13 protein-coding genes are annotated in these 15333 nt (G+C 68.2%); 6 read left to right on the top strand and 7 right to left on the bottom strand.

Annotated features, from left to right (window positions below; genetic code table 11):
- The first annotated feature begins 9 nt into the window (after window positions 1-9).
- The 3 genes from FL625_RS00330 to FL625_RS00320 are packed head-to-tail and all read left to right on the top strand — an operon-like array spanning window position 10 to window position 3294.
- Complete coding sequence (locus FL625_RS00330; protein WP_149586649.1) at window positions 10-1347, top strand: M23 family metallopeptidase; 1338 nt, start codon at window positions 10-12, stop codon at window positions 1345-1347.
- Complete coding sequence (locus tag FL625_RS00325; RefSeq protein ID WP_149586648.1) at window positions 1337-1840, top strand: bactofilin family protein; 504 nt, start codon at window positions 1337-1339, stop codon at window positions 1838-1840. The genes FL625_RS00330 and FL625_RS00325 overlap by 11 nt, the downstream gene beginning before the upstream one ends.
- 47 nt (window positions 1841-1887) lie before the next feature.
- Window positions 1888-3294, top strand: coding sequence for an MFS transporter (locus tag FL625_RS00320; RefSeq protein WP_235019264.1), 1407 nt, complete (start codon window positions 1888-1890; stop codon window positions 3292-3294).
- Here FL625_RS00320 and FL625_RS00315 read toward each other — a convergent pair.
- The 4 genes from FL625_RS00315 to FL625_RS00300 all read right to left on the bottom strand — a co-directional run bounded on the left by FL625_RS00315 (window position 3287) and on the right by FL625_RS00300 (window position 9260).
- On the bottom strand, window positions 3287-4054 hold the full coding sequence (locus FL625_RS00315; protein ID WP_149586646.1) for a DUF2189 domain-containing protein: 768 nt from the start codon (window positions 4052-4054) through the stop codon (window positions 3287-3289). The two genes, FL625_RS00320 and FL625_RS00315, sit on opposite strands and share 8 nt — an antisense overlap.
- 128 nt (window positions 4055-4182) lie before the next feature.
- Complete coding sequence (prfB, locus tag FL625_RS00310) at window positions 4183-5310, bottom strand: peptide chain release factor 2 (protein ID WP_149587127.1); 1128 nt, start codon at window positions 5308-5310, stop codon at window positions 4183-4185.
- Window positions 5311-5397: 87 nt separating this feature from the next.
- Window positions 5398-7956 carry a penicillin-binding protein 1A gene (locus tag FL625_RS00305; protein ID WP_149586645.1) on the bottom strand — a complete coding sequence of 853 codons (2559 nt, stop codon included), beginning with the start codon at window positions 7954-7956 and terminating at the stop codon, window positions 5398-5400.
- A gap of 101 nt (window positions 7957-8057) precedes the next feature.
- A complete protein-coding gene (locus tag FL625_RS00300; RefSeq protein ID WP_149586644.1) occupies window positions 8058-9260 on the bottom strand; it encodes an N-acetylmuramoyl-L-alanine amidase in 1203 nt (400 codons plus the stop codon).
- A gap of 158 nt (window positions 9261-9418) precedes the next feature.
- On the opposite strand from FL625_RS00300, the gene FL625_RS00295 reads away from it, so the two are divergent.
- Window positions 9419-10174: a DsbA family protein gene (locus FL625_RS00295; RefSeq protein ID WP_149586643.1), complete on the top strand. Its 756-nt coding sequence runs from the start codon at window positions 9419-9421 to the stop codon at window positions 10172-10174.
- Between the two features lie 128 nt (window positions 10175-10302).
- Window positions 10303-10638, top strand: coding sequence for a DMT family transporter (locus FL625_RS00290; protein WP_149586642.1), 336 nt, complete (start codon window positions 10303-10305; stop codon window positions 10636-10638).
- Between the two features lie 13 nt (window positions 10639-10651).
- Here the strand turns inward: FL625_RS00290 and FL625_RS00285 are convergent, their stop codons facing one another.
- A complete protein-coding gene (locus FL625_RS00285) occupies window positions 10652-11860 on the bottom strand; it encodes an MFS transporter (RefSeq protein WP_149586641.1) in 1209 nt (402 codons plus the stop codon).
- Between the two features lie 88 nt (window positions 11861-11948).
- On the opposite strand from FL625_RS00285, the gene FL625_RS00280 reads away from it, so the two are divergent.
- Window positions 11949-12839: a LysR family transcriptional regulator gene (locus FL625_RS00280; RefSeq protein ID WP_160147704.1), complete on the top strand. Its 891-nt coding sequence runs from the start codon at window positions 11949-11951 to the stop codon at window positions 12837-12839.
- Window positions 12840-12879: 40 nt separating this feature from the next.
- Here the strand turns inward: FL625_RS00280 and ispG are convergent, their stop codons facing one another.
- Entirely contained in the window at window positions 12880-14004 is a 1125-nt protein-coding gene (gene ispG / locus FL625_RS00275) for a flavodoxin-dependent (E)-4-hydroxy-3-methylbut-2-enyl-diphosphate synthase (protein ID WP_149586639.1), read from the bottom strand.
- A 71-nt stretch (window positions 14005-14075) separates the two neighbouring features.
- Window positions 14076-15299 carry a helix-turn-helix domain-containing protein gene (locus FL625_RS00270; protein ID WP_149586638.1) on the bottom strand — a complete coding sequence of 408 codons (1224 nt, stop codon included), beginning with the start codon at window positions 15297-15299 and terminating at the stop codon, window positions 14076-14078.
- Window positions 15300-15333: the final 34 nt, after the last annotated feature.

Raw genomic sequence — 15333 nt, 5'->3', positions numbered from 1 at the left:
GACCCCAACGTGCTGAATCGCCTCGCCTATCGCTTTCACCAGAGCCTTGAGCGGCACTTTCCCGAGCAACGGCTGTTCCTGAAGTCCGATACCGAGACCCGCTTCATCCGCCTCCGTCCCGGGACGCAGATCATCGCGTTGGTCGGCGGGACACTTGCGCTGGCCTGGACCATCGTCGCCACCGCCCTGATCATGATGGACTCGATCGGCGCGGGTTCGGCGCGCGAACAGTCGGCGCGCCAGCAGGCGCTTTATGAACAACGGCTGAACGCCCTGTCCTCGGACCGCGACCTGCGCGCCGAAGAGGCGGCGCGTGCCCAGGAGCGTTTCAACATCGCCCTGGCCCAGGTTTCGGAAATGCAGGAGAAGCTCCTCGCCTCCGAAGACCGCCGGCGCGAGCTGGAAACCGGAATCGAGGCGATCCAGGCCACGCTGCGCGAGGTCATCAGAGAACGCGATATCGCCCGCGGCGAGGTCGAGCGGGTGACGCTGGCCCTGAACGAGCAGTCGGGCGTGGTAACCGAGGCCGGGCGCATCTCGGATGCGATGGCGACCCTGGAGTTCCTCACCGCTGCCCTGGGTGACGCGGCCGAAGAGCGCAACGAGGAGCGCGCCGAGGCCGAGGCCGCGCGCGAGGAGGCCCGCCTGATCGCCGAGGCGAAAGAGGCGCTGGAACAGCGCAATGACGCGATCTTCACCAAGCTCGAAGAGGCACTGACCGTCTCGGTCGAACCGCTGGACAAGATGTTCCGCGAGGCCGGCATGTCGCCCGACGACCTGATCGGCGCCGTGCGCGAGGGCTATTCCGGCCAGGGCGGCCCGCTGACGCCGATCTCGTTCTCGACCTCGGGCGGCATCGTCACCCCCGAGGAAGTGCGCGCGAACGCGATCCTCGGCGGGCTGGACCGGATGAACATGTATCGCATCGCCGCCTTCAAGCTGCCCTTCGCCATGCCGGTCAAGGACGCCTTCCGCTGGACCTCCGGGTTCGGCTATCGCCGCGATCCGAAGGGCGCGGGCACTCGGATGCACGAGGGTACCGACATGGCCGGCAGCTACGGCACGCCGATCTATGCAACGGCGGACGGGGTGGTGATCCATGCCGGCTGGGACAATGGCTACGGCCGGCTGGTGAAGATCCGCCACGACTTCGGGGTCGAGACGCGGTATGCCCATCTCAGCCAGATCCGGGTCGAGGTCGGCCAAAGGGTCTCGCGCGGCGACCGGATCGGTGATATGGGCAATTCAGGCCGGTCCACCGGGACGCATCTTCACTACGAGATCCGTCTCAGCGGGGCACCGATCAACCCGATGACCTTCATAAAGGCAGCGAAGAATGTTTTCTAAGAGCCGCATCAACGAGCCCGGCCCCAAGGCTGACGCCGACAAGCCCAAAGCCCCGGAGGCCCCGATGACCAAACCCGCGATGGACTTCACCCCCTCGGCGCCGAAGGGCAAGGCGGGGGCCTCGGTCCTGTCGTCCGACCTGACCGTGGTCGGCAACCTGCGCACCACGGGCGACATCCAGGTCGAGGGCACGGTCGAGGGCGACATCCGGGCGCATCTCCTGACCGTGGGCGAAAGCGCCACCATCCGCGGCGAGATCGTGGCCGACGACATCGTCGTGAACGGCCGGGTGATCGGTCGGGTCCGTGGCCTGAAGGTCCGCCTGACCTCGACTGCACGGGTCGAGGGCGACATCATCCACAAGACCATCGCCATCGAATCCGGCGCCCATTTCGAGGGCTCGGTGCAGCGGCAGGAAGACCCGCTGCAGAACGGACGCCCGGCGGCGGCAGCGCGCCCCGATGTCCCCACCACCGCTGGTGAGGCCGGATAAGCAAAACGGGCATGAGCATCGCCGCACGGGCATCGGAGGGCGCTCCGGTGCCCGTTTCCTTCTGTGCCGAGGCCGATCGGCCCGTCATTCTCTGGGCCGCAATCCTGGCCTCGTCGATGGGGTTCATCGACAGTTCGGTCACCTCGATCGCCATGCCGGCGATGCGCGTCGCGCTGGAGGCCAGCCTGCCCCAGGCGCAGTGGATGAACGCGGCCTACCTGCTGACCCTGTCCTCACTGGTGCTGGTCGGTGGCGCCATGGGAGACCGTTTCGGCATCGCGCGGGTGTTCTCGCTGGGGATCCTGGTCTTTGTCGCCGCCTCGCTGGCCTGCGCCGCCGCGCTGACCCCGGACCAGATGATTGCCGCCCGCGCGGTCAAGGGTGTCGGCGCGGCAATGATGGTGCCGGGATCCATGGCGATGGTGGCGCGCGCCTATCCGCGCGACCAGCGGGGCCGAGCGCTGGGTCTCTGGGCCGCGGCCTCGACGCTCACAACCGCACTCGGGCCGGTGCTGGGCGGCGCGGTCATCACCTTGGGGGGCGAGATCGGCTGGCGGCTGATCTTCGCGCTGAACCTGCCGCTGGGCCTGCTTGCCCTCTGGCTGGTCCGGGGCCGAACGCCGGGCGACATCGGCAAGCCGGGGGTGCGGGTGGACCTCACCGGAGCCGCCCTGGCCTCGCTGGGCCTCGGCCTGATGGCCTGGGCGCTGACCGAACCCGGGGCATCGCCCCTGATCGCGCTTGCCGCCGCGGCAAGCCTCGCGGCCTTCCTGGCCTGGGAAAGGGTCGCCCCGGCCCCGATGCTGCGGCTGGGACTGTTGCGCAACCGGACGCTGGCCATGACCAACATCGTGACCTTCGCGCTCTACTTCGCGCTGAACGGCGTGATGTTCTACCTGCCGATGACCGCCGTCTCGGCCTGGGGCGTCTCGGCGCTGGACGTGACGGCCGCCTTCCTGCCGATCTCGGTGCTGATCGGGATCCTGTCGGCCCCGGCAGGACGGATGGCCGACCGCTGGGGCGCGGGGCGGCTGATGGCGGCGGGATCGGGCCTGGTTGCCTGCGCCTATGCCGGGTTGTGGCTCGCCGCGCCCCTTGGCCAGTTCTGGGCCCATGTGGTTCCGATGGCCGTCCTGGCTGGCCTCGGTCTCGGCCTGACCGTCGCGCCCCTGACCGCGGCGGCGATGCAGGGGGCGGAGGACGGCGAACAGGGTGCGGCCTCGGGGATCAACAACGCGGTGGCACGGGTAGCCGGGCTGGTCGCGGTGGCGCTGCTGGGCCGGGTGGCGGCGGCGGCCTACGGGCCGGGCGCACCCGGGTTCGGAGTAAGGGGCACGGGGCCGGCGCACCTGGCCGCAACGGGCGCGGCCTTCGGCACGGTGGCACTGACCGCCAGCCTGATGGCCGCGCTTGCCGCCCTGCTGGCCCTTCTGGTCGCCCGTCCCGTCAGGTGATGGCGCGGCGGTAGAGGTGCCAACTCGCGTGGCCAAACAGCGGCAGCACGACGAACAGCCCCAGGAACGCCGGCAGCATGCCGAGGAACAGGCAGACCGCGATCAGCGCGCCCCAGGACAGCATCACGCGGGGGTTCTCCCGCACCAGCGCGAAACTGGTCAGCATGGCGGTGACGAAATCCACCTCGCGGTCCAAGAGCATCGGCAGGCTGACCACGGTCAGGCAGAACAGAAGCGTCGCGAAGGCCGCGCCCACCGCCGTGCCGAAGGCCAGCATCGCCAGCCCCTGCGGCGACAGGAACACCGCCAGCGAGGACGAGACATTGGTCATCGTCGCGTTCCCCAGGAACAGCGCGAAGATCATGTGGGCGAGAAAGTTCCAGAACAGGAAATAGACCACGATCACCGCCGCCATGGCGGGGATCTGGCGATCCTTCTGGCGGAAGATCACGCCGAAGATTTCCGAGGCGACCAGCGGCTCGCCCTTCTCCAGCCGCCGCGAGATCTCGTAGAAGCCGCAGGCGATGAAGGGGCCGAGGATCGGGAACCCGGCGCTGGCCGGCAGAGTCCACCAGACCTGGCCCTTCGTGGTCATCGCCCAGGTGATCAGCCAGCCGCCCAGCACATAGACTGCCGCGAAGACCAGCCCCAGAAGCGGCGCGCGCCGGAAGTCGCGCCAGCCGGCGGCAAGGCTGATCCGCAGGTCGGAGCTCTCGACCAGGTTGATCTCGGGTGCTGCGGGCGGATGCGTGACGCTCATGCCCGAAGATTAAGCGCGGGCCGAAGCCTCGGGCAAGGATTTTGGCAAGGGTGCGCCCGTCCCGGGCGGGACCCCATACCTCCCGCAACACACGCCGCCCCGGATCAGGTCCGGGGCGCCGGCGCGCGTCAGTCCACGTCCGCGATCTCGCCCCGCTTCTTGCCTGAGGCGTTCAGTGCGAGGGTCGCCTGCATGAACCCGTCCAGATCGCCGTCCAGAACGCCCTGCGTGTCCGAGGTCTCGTAGCCCGTCCGCAGGTCTTTCACCATCTGGTAGGGCTGCAGGACGTAAGAGCGGATCTGGTTGCCCCAGCCCGCGTCGCCCTTGTTCTCGTAGGCCTCGTTGATCGCGGCGTTCCGCTTGTCGAGTTCCATCTGGTAAAGGCGGCTCTTCAGCGCCTTCATCGCGATGTCGCGGTTCTGGTGCTGGGATTTCAGCGAGGAGGTCACCACGATCCCGGTGGGGAAGTGGGTGATCCGCACGGCCGAGTCGGTCTTGTTGACGTGCTGGCCGCCCGCGCCCGAGGACCGGAAGGTGTCGATGCGGATATCCTTGTCCTGCACCTCGATCTCGATGTTGTCGTCCACCACCGGATAGACCCAGACCGAGCAGAACGAGGTATGCCGCCGCGCCGCCGAGTCGTAGGGCGAGATGCGGACCAGCCGGTGCACCCCGGCCTCGGTCTTCAGCCAGCCATAGGCGTTCTTGCCGCTGATCTTGTAGGACGCCGACTTGATCCCCGCCCCTTCGCCTTCGGTCTCCGATTGCAGTTCGACGGTGTAGCCATGCGCCTCGGCCCAGCGGACATACATCCGCGCCAGCATCGCCGCCCAGTCGCAGCTTTCCGTTCCGCCCGCGCCCGCGTTGATTTCCAGGAAGGTGTCGTTGGCGTCGGCCTCGCCGTCCAGGAGCGCCTCGAGCTCCTTCGCCTGGGCGACCTTCACCAGCTCGGCCAGCGCCTTTTCCGCCTCGGCGACGATCTCGGTATCGCCCTCGGCCTCGCCCAGTTCGATCAGTTCGACGTTTTCCTTCAGGCCGCTCTCGATCAGCTTGTAGGAGGCCACCGCATCCATCAGCGCCTGGCGGTCGCGCATCAGCTTCTGCGCCTTGGCCGGGTCGTTCCACAGGTCCGGCGCCTCGATCATGGCGTCGAACTCCTCCAGCCGGTGCGGCGCGGTCTCCCAGTCCATCCGCTGGGCCAGAAGTTTCAGCGTCTTCTCGATCGCTTCGACATTCGCTTGGGTTTCGGCACGCATCGGTCGGGTCCAGTCCTTGATCTCGCGGGCGGTCATAAGGGTTTGACCGCGCCCCGGCAAGGGCGCGGCCGGAAGGCGGCGTCGGTGTCAGTAAAGCCCGCCGGACGAGACGGTGCCGAAATCGGCCTTTTTCGGCACCAAGACCTGCTTGCCCTGGGAATTGGTCACCGTCTTGCCCTGGTCCACCTGGCCCTCGCCCTCGCCATAGGCGAAGAGCGGCAGGTTCTCGCCCATGGCGAAACCGCCATCCACCACGTTGCCAAGGCCGATCAGCGCCTCCTCGCCCTCGCGGAAGTATTCCGAGACCACGTTGTCGCCGGTGGCATCGTCGGGCAGCGGCATGCCGGTATAGCGGTCGATCTTGCGGAAATAGCCGCCCGGCGGCACCTTGAACTCGCCGCCGCCGTATTTCTTGATGGCGGTGCGCATGAAGCGTTCGAAGACCGGGCCGCAGAACCCGCCGCCCGAGGCACTGTCCCCCAGCGAACGCGGCTGGTCGTAGCCGATGTAGCAGCCGGCCGCGATGTTCGAGGTATAGCCGATGAACCAGACATCCTTTGCATCATTGGTCGTCCCGGTCTTTCCCGCCACCGGCACCGGCAGGTTGATGCCGCGCGCGGTGCCGCGCTGGACGACGCCCTGCATCATGCTGGTCAGCTGATAGGCGGTGATCGCGTTCATCACCCGCTCGCGGTTGGTGGTGATCCTCACGCCTTGCCCGGGCGGCAGATCGGGGGCGGCGCAATTCTCGCAGACTCGCTGGTCGTGGCGATAGATCGTCTTGCCGAACCGGTCCTGCACCCGGTCGACCAGCGTCGGCTCCACCCGTTCGCCGCCGTTGGCGAACATGGCATAGGCCGCCACCATCTTGAACAGCGTCGTCTCCTGGCTGCCAAGCGCGTTCGCCAGATAGGGGCCCATCCGGTCATAGACCCCGAAGCGTTCGGCATAGCCGGCGACGGTCTGCATGCCGATCTCCTGCGCGATGCGGACCGTCATCAGGTTGCGCGACTGCTCGATCCCGGTGCGCAGCGGCGTCGGGCCGTAGTACTTGCCCGAGGCGTTCTTCGGCGTCCACAGGCCCTGCGGCGTGTCCACCTCGATCGGCGCGTCCACCACGATCGTCGCGGGGGTGAAGCCCGAATCCAGCGCCGCGGCATAGACGAAGGGCTTGAAGCTCGACCCCGGCTGGCGCGTCGCCTGCGTGGTGCGGTTGAACACCGAATCCTGGTAGGAGAAACCGCCCTGCATCGCCAGGACGCGGCCCGAGTTCACATCCATCGCCATGAAGGCACCCTGCACCTCGGGAACCTGGCGCAGCGACCAGCGGTTGAAGGTGCCGTCCTTGTTGGTGACGGTGCGGACCAGCACCACATCGCCGACCGAGACCAGGTCGCCCGCGACCTTCGCCCTGGGGCCAAGCTTGCCGTCCGGCAACCGCTTGCGCGCCCATGTGACATCCTCGGCCGGGATGAAATGGCCGTCCTCGTCGTCGATCACGCCCTCGATGCCGATCCGGGCACTGGTCTCGCCCACCTCCAGCACCACGGCCGGGAACCAGGCGTCCACGTCGCGCGGCACATCGACCTTGGCCAGAGCCTCGCGCCAGGCCGCTTCCGAGCCCAGCACCTCGGCCGGCAGGGTCTTGCCGGTGCCGCGCCAGACGCCCTGGCTGCGGTCATAGTTTTCCAGCCCCTCGCGCAGCGCGGCGGCAGCGGCCTCCTGCAGCTCGGGGTCGACCGTGGCACGGATGGTCAGACCGCCGGAAAAGAACTCCTCCTCGCCGAAGACGCCGGACAACTGGCGGCGGATCTCGTCGGTGAAATAGTCGCGAGGGGGAAGCGCATCGCGGAAGGCCTCGAAATCGCCGTTCTGCACCGATCGCAGCGGCATCTCCTTTTCCGCAAGATAGGTCGCCTCGTCGATATAGCCGTTCTGCCACATCTCGCGCAGCACGTAGTTGCGCCGTTCGGTCACCCGCTCCTTCGCAGTCACGGGATGATACTTGCCCGGCGCCTGCGGCATGGCGGCCAGCATCGCGGCCTCATGTGGGGCCAGGTCGGACAGCGGCTTGTTGAAATAGGTCTGCGCCGCCGCCGCCACCCCGTAGGAGTTCTGGCCGAGGAAGATCTCGTTCAGATAAAGTTCCAGGATCTTGTCCTTGGACAGCGTCTGCTCCAGCCGGGTGGCCAGGATGATCTCCTTGATCTTCCTCTCGACGCTGCGCGAGCCGTCGAGCAGGAAGTTCTTCATCACCTGCTGGGTGATGGTCGAGGCGCCCCGCATGCTTTCGCCCCGGCTCTTCACCGCCTCGATCAGGGCAGCGACCATGCCGCGCGTGTCATAGCCGTGGTGCTTGTAGAAGTTCTTGTCCTCGGCCGAGATGAAGGCCTGCTTCACCAGGTCGGGGATGTCCTCGCTGGCCACGAACAGACGGCGTTCCTGGGCGAATTCGTCTATGATCCGACCCTCGCCGGAATAGATCCGGCTGATCGTCGCGGGGGTATATTGCGCCAGGTTCTCGTGGCTCGGCAGGTCGCGGGAATACATGTAGAAGATGCCGCCCAGCGTCAGCGCGGCAAAGATCAGCCCCAGCGTGACCGTGGTGAAGATACCGCCCAAGAAATTGCCGACGAAACGAAGCACCCGGAACTCCCGCTGATTTCGGACCCCAGTATAGCAGACGCGCCCCCGCGTCAAAACCTTGGCCGGTCACAAGTGGCGGCGCGGGCGGGGTTTCGCAAGGGTCAGGGCGCGGCCAGCGCCCGCAGCGTCCGGTCCTCCTCGGACCAGGCGACGATGCCCTGCACCACCGCCTCGGCCAGCCGCGCGCGCCAGGCGGGATCGGACAGCCGCTTGAAGTCGCGGTCAGAAGAGAGAAATCCCACTTCCAGCAGCGCCGAGGGGATGTCGGGCGACTTCAGCACCGAGAAGCCGCCGGTCTGCCGCGGATGGCGGTGCATGCGGATCTCGGCCGCCTTCAGCGCGCCGACCACCGCCTCGGCCAGCCGGTCGTTGCGCGGCCGCGTCTCGGTCCGGGCCATGTCCATCAGCACCTCGGCGACCTGATCGTCCTGGTCCGACAGGTCCACCCCGGCCAAAAGGTCGTCGCGGTCGTGCCGTTCGGCGAGTGCAGCCGAGGCCGCGTCTGACGCCTCGGGGGCAAGCGTGTAGATCGTCGCGCCCTGCGCGTCGCCTTCGGCCAGCGCATCGGCATGGAGCGACAGGAAGAGGTCCGCCTCGGCCTCGCGCGCGATCGAGGTGCGGGTCTCCAGCGGCACGAAGACATCCTCGTCGCGCGTCATGACCACGCGGAAGCGCCCGTCGCGCAGAAGCGCCTCCTTGAGCTCGCGGGCGAAGGTCAGCATCAGCGCCGCCTCGCTGATCCCGTCGCGTTCGGCCCCCGGGTCGATGCCGCCATGCCCCGGATCCAGCACCACCGTGATCGGTCCGGCGCCTGCAACCGGCGGCGGCTCCAGCCGCGCGGCATCCGGCAGGCCCCATTCCGGCAGGTCCGGCCGCGAGACCTCGGCCGCGAAACTCGCCGCGTCGGTCGGCTCAAGCAGGATGTCGATGCGCGGGACGCCGGTCGTCGTCATCTCGGCCCGCGCCAGCCGGTGCGGCCCGTCCAGTTCCAGCACCAGTCGCGACCAGCCCGGCCGGAACGACCCCGCCCGCATCGCCAGCGCCGGGCGCACCATGGCCAGGACCTGCGCCCCTGCCCAGTCCACCTCGCGCGTGTCGATCACCAGCCGCGGCGGGCCGTCCAGCATCCGCACCCGCCAGGGCACCGGCTGGCTCAGGGTCAGCTTCAGTTCCAGCCCCTGCCCCGTCGCCACCAGCGCCGAGCGCATCGGATCGACCCGCGCCAGCGCCGACAGGCCCTCGGCCCCCGCCGGCAGCGGCAGGAGCAGCAGTAGGACGACGCAAAGCGGTCGGATCAGGCGCATGGCCGCCTTATCCCCGCTCGGCCGCGGGATGTAAATTGCGCCCCGCGCCGCTCTGGGGCCGGCGTTGCCGCCGGATCACAAAGCGGCGAGTGGCTTGCCTCGGCGCGGACCCGCCCCTATCCTGCCCGCCGCCGGATCCGGCCACTGCAGGAGACCTCATGACCCGCCTCGCCCTTGGCCTGATCCTCGGCCTTGCCAGCCTGCCCGCTCTGGCCGAGACCCAGCCCTCCGTCCCCGCGATGACCGATGCCGAACGCGCCGCCTTCCGCGAGGAGGTGCGCGCCTATCTGCTGGAAAACCCCGAGGTCCTGATCGAGGCGATGGATGTGCTCCAGGCGCGTCAGGAAGAGGCCGATGCCCTGCGCGACGTGCAGATGGTCGCCTCGCTGAACGACGAGATCTTCAACAACCCCAACGACTGGGTCGGCGGCAATCCGGAGGGGGACATCACCCTGGTCGAATTCATGGACTACCGCTGCGGCTATTGCCGCAAGGCCTATGAGGAAGTGGACCAGCTTATCCAGACCGACGGCAAGATCCGCTTTGTGGTCAAGGAGTTCCCGATCCTGGGCGAGGCCTCGCTGATGTCCGCTCAGTTCGCGATCGCGGTCCGGCAACTGCATGGGGATGAGGCCTATGCCAAAGTGCACGACGCGCTGATGACCCTGCGCGGCGAGCCTTCGCCCGAGGTGCTGGGCCGGCTGGCCGGCGACCTCGGCCTTGAGGCGCAGCCGATCCTCGACCGCATGTCGGCGCCCGAGGTGATGCAGGTCATCAAGGACAATCACGCGCTGGCCGACAAGATGCAGATCACCGGCACGCCGGCCTTCGTGCTGAAGGACATGGTGATGCGCGGCTATGCGCCGCTGGACGTGATGCGCGACTTCGTGGCCGACGCCCGCTCCGACGGCTGAGCAAGGGCCGGAGGGTCGGCCGGTGGCTGTCCACTGTCCGTTCCGGCGGTGCAAGGGTCGCAGTTGAACGCGACCGTCGCCGCCGTCTCGCACAGGGTAGCGGGCAATGTCACCTTTCGAGCAGGCGCATGACCCGGACCTATCTCATCCTTCTGGCAGCCATTCTGGCCGAGGTCGTCGCCACGACCGCCCTTGCCCGCTCGGAAAGCTTTACCCGGCTTGTGCCGTCGCTTCTGGCGTTCTGCGGCTATGCGCTCGCCTTCTGGCTCTTGTCCTATCCGCTGCGGGTCATGCCGACCGGCGTCGTCTATGCGATCTGGTCGGGCATGGGGATCGTGCTGATCAGCGCCGTGGCCTGGATCTGGTATCGCCAGTCGCTGGACCTGGCGGCGATCCTGGGCCTCGGGCTGATCCTCGCCGGAGTGCTGATCGTCAACCTGTTCTCGAAGTCGATCCCGCACTAGACCGGCACGCGGCTCAGGCCTCGACCGGGACAGGCTCGGGCCGCACCGCCTGCGCGACCCAGAGTCCCAGACCCAGCACCACCAGCCCCATGCCCACCGCCGCGAAGGTGCCCGCCAGCCCAAGCCAGGCCACCAGCGGCGCCGAGACCAGGGGCGAGGCGAACTGGCCGAGGAAGAAGGCCGTGGTCAAGAGGCCCGAGGCTCGCCCGCGCATGCTGGCCGGCACCCGCGCCATGAACCAGGTGGTGTAATTGGGCATCGAGATCCCCATCCCCAGCCCCGCGATCAGCGAGCCCAGCAGCACTCCGTGCCAGTCGCTTGCCGTGGCATGGGCCAGAAAGCCCAGCCCGATCAGGACGAAGGACAAGCCGAAGATGGTCATGGCGCTCAGCCTGGCGCGGATCCGGCCGTACATCAGCGACACCGGGGCCGAGACCGTCACCAGGGCCGCCATCAGCGCGCCGACGACCAGCGGGCTGTGCACCCCCAGCGCCTCGAGGTGGAAGGGCAGCCGGGTCGGCGTGACGTAGAACGCGACCTGGAACAGGAAGGCGAGCGGCGCGATGAAGGCATAGGCCGCCCAGGGGAAACGGTCGGTCGTGGCGGCAAGGGCCTGCGGGCGGGCGCGCTCGGCCGCGATGCGGCGGGCATGGGGGCCAAGCGCCAGGAAGGCCAGCGCGGCGATGGGCAGGATCAGGCCATAGACCGCGAAGGCCCCGCGCCAGTGCCAGCTGGCCAGAAACCCGCCAAGCAGCATGAAGACGATGCCCGCCAGCGAAATCGCCGCGCCCTGCATCCCCAGGAACCGCGCCCGCGCGGGCCCCTGCCAGAGGTCCGAGGCCCAGGTCATGCCGAGGTTCATCGTGCCGGCCACCCCCAGCCCCAGCGCCAGCCGCCCGATCAGCATGCCCCAGAGGCTCTCGGCCCAAAGGCCGGAGGTCCCCCCGATGGCATAGAGACCCGCCGTCAGGAGAAGCAGCTTCTGCCGGTCCCAGCGGTCGATCAGAAGGCCCATCCCCCCGGCCGACAGCACGATGGCCAGCGAGGGCAAGGTCACGATCAGCCCCGCCAGCGTGTCGATATGGGGAATGTCGGCATAATGCGCGCGCAGGCCCGGCAGCGAGGACGCGACGGTCGCGTTCGCCATGATCGTCATCGAGGCCAGGCCCAGAACGGCAAGGGTCACCGCGCGCGAGGGCGGTGCTTCGGAAGTCGGTTGCATGCGGAATCCCTGGAACGTGTCTTGCGCACTCTGCCAAAATCCACGATCATGGACCAGATGGCCATTATTGCAAGGTGTGTTCCGAATTATGGACAATGATCTTGACCTCACCGCGCTCCGCGGCTTTCGCACCGTGCTGCGCGAAGGCTCGTTCTCTGCCGCCGCGCTGGCGTTGAGGGTGCCGAAATCCACCCTTTCGAAGCGCGTCGCCGATCTCGAGGCCGACCTCGGCGTCCGGCTGATCGAACGCTCCACCCGCACGCTGCGGCCCACGCAGGAAGGCGAGGTGCTGGCCGCCCGCGCCGAGCGGCTTCTGGGCGAGGCCGAGGACATCCGCCGGGCGCTCGGCGAATCCGGCGGCACCCCGCGTGGGCATCTGCGGCTGGCGGTGCCGCAAAGCTTCGGCAATCTCCTGATCGGCGCCATTGCCGCCCGGTTCCGCAAGCTCCATCCCGAGGTGACGCTGGAAATCCATTTCCTCGACCGCGCGCCCGACCTCCTGGAGGAAGGCTTCGACGGCTGCCTCCGCTTCGGCCCGCTGGAGGATTCCAGCCAGGTCGCCCGCCGCCTGACCCATGGCCAGGCGATGATGGTGGCCGCGCCCGACCTGCCCGGTCTCGACAGCCTGCGCCGGCCCGAGGATCTGTCCCGCTTCGACCTGGTCGGCCTTGCCATGCCCTGGCCGGGCGGTCTGCCCTTGCAGAACGGAGAGGAAGAGGTCGTCCTGCCCTTCGAGCCGCCCTTGCGGCTCGGCTCGCACCTGGCGGTGCGCGACGCGGTGGTGGCGGGGGCGGGCATCGGCGCCCTGCCCGGCATCGTCTGCCGCCCCGACCTCGCCGCCGGGCGCCTCGTGCGCGTGTTGCCAGACTGGTCCACGCCGCGGAAGGCGATCTATTTCGTCTATCCCTCGGCCCAGTCCGTCACGGCGCGCCTGCGCGCCTTCATCGACCATCTGGTGCGCGAAATGGGCGAGGACTGAAGCGCTGGGTCCAAAATTCTTCGACGAAGAATTCTGGGCACTATTCCGCAGCCAGCTTCTCCGCCGCCTCGATCTCGGCGGCCTTCTTCTCGACCAGCTCGACGATGTGGTCGATCATCCGCTCGTTCGACAGGGTGTGATCCTGCTTGCCGGCCAGATAGACCATCCCCTTCCCCGCGCCGCCGCCGGTAAAGCCGATGTCGGTCATCAGGGCCTCGCCCGGGCCGTTCACCACGCAGCCGATGATCGACAGGGACATCGAGGTCGTGACATGCGCCAGCCGTTCCTCCAGCGCCGCCACCGTCTTGATGACATCGAACCCCTGCCGCGCGCAGGACGGGCACGAGATGATCGTCACCCCCCGGTGCCGCAGGCCCAGCGACTTCAGGATCTCGTAGCCGACCTTGACCTCCTCGACCGGGTCGGCAGACAGGCTGACCCGGATCGTGTCGCCGATCCCCATCCACAACAGGTTGCCCAGACCGATGGCCGATTTCACCGTGCCGGACACCAGCCCCCCCGCCTCGGTGATCCCCAGATGGATCGGCGCGTCGGTGGCATCGGCCAGCTGCTGGTAGGCGGCGGCGGCCAGGAACACGTCCGACGCCTTCACGCTGATCTTGAACTCGTGGAAATCGTTGTCCTGCAACAGCCGGATGTGGTCGAGACCGGATTCCACCATCGCCTCGGGGCAAGGCTCGCCGTATTTCTCCAGCAGGTGCTTTTCCAGGCTGCCCGCGTTCACTCCGATGCGGATGGAACAGCCGTGGTCCTTGGCCGCGCGCACCACCTCGGCCACGCGCTTCGCATCGCCGATGTTGCCGGGGTTGATCCGCAGGCAGGCCGCCCCCGCCTCGGCCGCCTCGATGGCGCGGCGATAGTGGAAATGGATGTCGGCGACGATCGGCACCGGGCTTTCGGCGACGATCTCCTTCAGCGCCTTCGTCGAGGCCTCGTCCGGCGTCGAGACGCGCACGATGTCCGCACCCGCCACGGCGCAGCGCTGGATCTGCTCGATGGTCGCGGCCACGTCGGTGGTCAGCGTGTTGGTCATCGTCTGCACGCTGATCGGAGCATCGCCACCGACCAGCACCTTGCCCACGCGGATCTGCCGCGACGCCCGTCGCGCGATGTTGCGCCAGGGGCGGACGGGGTTGTGAGTCATGGGTCGGGCTTCCCTTGCAATGCCCGCGCAGCATAAGGCGCGCGACGGCCTGCGGCAATGGGCGGCGGGGCCTACTCGCTGACGGTGGGCGCCTGCAGGACCGGCGTCGCATCCGCCGTGGCGAAATTGGCCAGATCCTGATCCTTGCTCAGATCGGCCCGGGCATAGGTCTGGGTCAGCGCCTCGGGCGACAGCTTGATATCCTTGGCGACATTGGCGCCAGGGGCGGCGGGACCATAGGGCACGCCATCCACCAGGAAGTAGATCGACCCCGAATTTCCGGTGCGGAACACGGCGGCCGTTTCGAGCGGCGGCACGACATAGCGTTCGCCGGCATCCAGGATCTTCTCGAACAGCACGGTGCCGTCCGCGGCATTGACCCGCACCCAGGAGGGGCGAACCGCCAGGACCTCGATACCCTGCTTTGCCTCGGCGATGACCTGGACATCGCTGCCCAGCGCCTCGTCGATCGCGGCATCGACGACATCGGCCGCGGCCACTTCCGACAGGACGCCGGTCTGGCGCGGGTTGATCGCAGCAATGGGCCCGTCGCGCGAAGTCAGGACCGGCACGTCCAGCGCCTGCGGGCGATAGAGGCGGTCCATCACATCCCGGGCGGCGGCGCCTTCGGCGCTGGCCACCGCCTGTGCTGCAGGTTCGGTCGGGCGGCTGGCTACCATCTGCGGCGCAGCTGTGCCGGCCTCCGACAGCGGATCGATCTGCGCGACCACGGTCGGTGCCTGATCCACGGGGGCGAGTTGAACGCGCTGGACTTCCTGCAGCACCGACCAGCCGCCATAGCCGATGGCGCCGATCAGGGCGACCAGCACCGCGATGGACCCGACCGCACCGGGTTCGATCCGGCTCCAGATCGCTTCGCCACGCGGAATGAAGCTTGCATTCGGATCAGCAAGGGGATCGGCGACATCGCGCCGCGCCCGGGCCTTGGCGATCTGCTGCGGCGCAGCGGCGGCCGAGAGGCCGTGCGACACGGAATAGCCGGCCTCGGCGCAGAAGCGTTCGAAGGCCCATTCCGGGTCCATCGCCAGATAGCGGGCATAGGACCGGACGTAGCCCGCCACGAAACCGGGCGTCTCGAAGGCCGAGAGGTCGGCGTTCTCGATGGCCGCAATGTAGGTGGCCTTGATCTTCAGCTCTCGCTGAACATCCAGCAGCGACTTGCCCAGCGTGGCTCGCTCGCCACGCATCAGGTCGCCCAGACGCAACTCGAAGTCGTCAAAGCCCTTTGGCTTGTCCTCTTCGGTCGTCGAAGGTTTCGCCCTCCAACCGATCATGCGCGCCCTGTCCCCTTCGGTGCACCACTCTACG

Source organism: Tabrizicola flagellatus, from assembly GCF_008271465.1.
Classification (GTDB): domain Bacteria; phylum Pseudomonadota; class Alphaproteobacteria; order Rhodobacterales; family Rhodobacteraceae; genus Tabrizicola; species Tabrizicola flagellata.
This window is presented reverse-complemented; position numbering and strand designations above follow the sequence as displayed.